1 protein-coding gene and 1 pseudogene are annotated in these 1434 nt (G+C 81.3%); both read left to right on the top strand.

Annotated features, from left to right (window positions below; all coding sequences use genetic code 11):
- Positions 1–499: pseudogene (locus SZN_RS37090) on the top strand (hypothetical protein); the annotation flags it as partial.
- A gap of 162 nt (positions 500–661) precedes the next feature.
- Positions 662–1434, top strand: a 773-nt coding sequence (locus tag SZN_RS37085) for an aminotransferase class I/II-fold pyridoxal phosphate-dependent enzyme (protein WP_007506512.1), incomplete at its 3' end; no start/stop codon positions are given.

The following is a 1434-nucleotide window of genomic DNA, read 5'->3' as shown; positions in this document are numbered from 1 at the left end:
CTGGACGGGCGGCGGCGACGGCGGCTGGACGGGCGGCGGACGCCCGTGCGCCGGGCAGTCCTCGGGCCGGACCGGCGGCGGCGCGAACGAACCGGGCACCGGCGGAACGGGCCCGGGGTGGGGCGGCGGCGACCCGAGCGGCGGCACGGGTACCGGCGCCGGGTCCGGTTCGGGCGGCGAGACGGGCGGGACCGGCTCGGGGTGGGGTGGCGGCGAGAGCGCCGGGACCGGGTCCGGTTGGGGCGGCGCGGAGAGCGGTCAGCCGCAGCCCGGCAAGAGCGGTCCCACCGGGCGCGAGCCCGTCCCCGGGGGCGGCAAGGACGGTGCGGGGAACGGGAGTTGCGAGGGCACGCAGGCTCCGGGCGGGGTGCAGGCCGGAGCGGGCGGGACGTTCAGCGACTCCGTGCCCGCCCTGGTGGCGGGCGGTCTGCTGATCGCGGGCGCGGCGGGCGGCGCGGTGTACCGGCTGCGCCGCAGGCCGAACCCCGGGAAGGGCTGACCCCACGCCGACCCCGCGGGCGTCCGCCTCGGGCGCCCCGGCCCCGTGACGGGCGCCACACCCGCGCGTGCCATCGCCCCGCGCCGTCGCGGGTACGCGCGGCGCGACGGGCGCGCGACACCCCGTCCGGTCCACACGGCACCAGCGAGCGCGGAGGTACGGATGCGCCGGACGGAGCGCGAAGGCCACGGTCCCGTCCGCTTCGGGCCGCCGCTCCCGGGCGACGGCCTGCCCGTCCTGCCCGAACTGGCCGCCGTCCTCGCCGCCGCCGCGGGCCGCCCCGGGAGCGAGCCGACCGGGGGCGGCGAGACCCTGCGCGAGGCCGCCTGCGCGTACTGGGACCGGCGGGGCCTGAGCACCGGCCCCGGGCAGGTCGTGGCCGCTCCCGGCGCCCCCGCGCTGCTCCTGGCCCTGACCGCGGCGCTCGGCGGCGACGTGCTCGTGCCGCGGCCCTGCGCCGCCTGGTGGGCGCCGTACGCGCGCCTGCTGGGCCGGCCCGTCTTCCACGTCGCCACCCCGGCCGAGAGCGGCGGCGTCCCCGACCCGTACGCCCTTCTGGAGACCGTCCGCCGGGTCCGCGACGAGGGCGGCGACCCGCGGCTGCTCGTGCTGTCGGTCGCCGACGACCCCACGGCCACCGTGGCCGCTCCCGAGGCGCTGCACGAGACCCTGGAGGCCGCGGCCGGGGCGGGCCTCCATCCCGTCAGCGACGAGACCTGGCGCGACACCGTGCACGCCCCCCACGACACGGTGCTGGTGAGCCCCGCCGAGATGCTGCCCGGCGGGGTCACCGTCGTCACCGACCTCGCCGGCGCCCACCTCCCCGCGGGCTGGCCCGCCGCCGTCGCGCGCTTCGCCCCGGACGCCGAGGGTGACGGCCTGCGCGACCGCGTGCTCGACGTGCTGACCGCCCTCGGCGCCCGCGTCGCGGCCCC

Source organism: Streptomyces zinciresistens K42, from assembly GCF_000225525.1.
GTDB lineage: Bacteria > Actinomycetota > Actinomycetes > Streptomycetales > Streptomycetaceae > Streptomyces > Streptomyces zinciresistens.
The sequence above is the reverse complement of the archived record's forward strand: the minus strand, read 5'-3'. Positions and strand labels throughout refer to the sequence as shown.